Origin of the sequence: Actinospica acidithermotolerans, from assembly GCF_018139625.1 — a bacterium.
GTDB classification, from domain to species: domain Bacteria; phylum Actinomycetota; class Actinomycetes; order Streptomycetales; family Catenulisporaceae; genus Actinospica; species Actinospica acidithermotolerans.
The window spans coordinates 1-394 of record NZ_JAGSOH010000403.1; the positions used below are offsets into that span (position 1 = coordinate 1).

At 67.5% G+C, this 394-nt stretch carries 1 protein-coding gene; it reads right to left on the reverse strand.

All coding sequences use genetic code 11. From position 1 onward, the window contains the following. Positions 1–323: ATP-binding cassette domain-containing protein (locus KDK95_RS39140; RefSeq protein WP_212522688.1), on the reverse strand; the 323-nt coding region annotated here is incomplete at its 3' end. Positions 324–394 lie beyond the last annotated feature (71 nt).

The following is a 394-nucleotide window of genomic DNA, read 5'->3' on the forward strand; positions in this document are numbered from 1 at the left end:
ACGGTGTAGAGCGGGTTCAGCGACGTGAGCGGGTCCTGGAAGATGGCACCGATGCGCCGTCCGCGCACGTGGCGCATCTTCTGCGGCGGCAGGTCGTCGATGCGCTCGCCCTGCAGCACGATGCGCCCGCCCGCCACGCGGCCCGGCGGCTCCAGCAGCCCGATGATGGCCGCGCCGGTCAGCGACTTGCCCGCACCGGATTCACCCACCACCCCGAGGATCTCTCCGGGCGCGATCGAAAAGGAAATGTCGTCCAGCGCGCGCAGCGTACCGCGGCGGCCCGGAAATTCGACGACGAGGTTCTCGACTTCAAGAAGGGACATGGCAAACCATCCATTCGTTATGCATTGCGCTTCGGCATGGCGCGTGGCATTAGCGCGGCCCAGACCAGGGC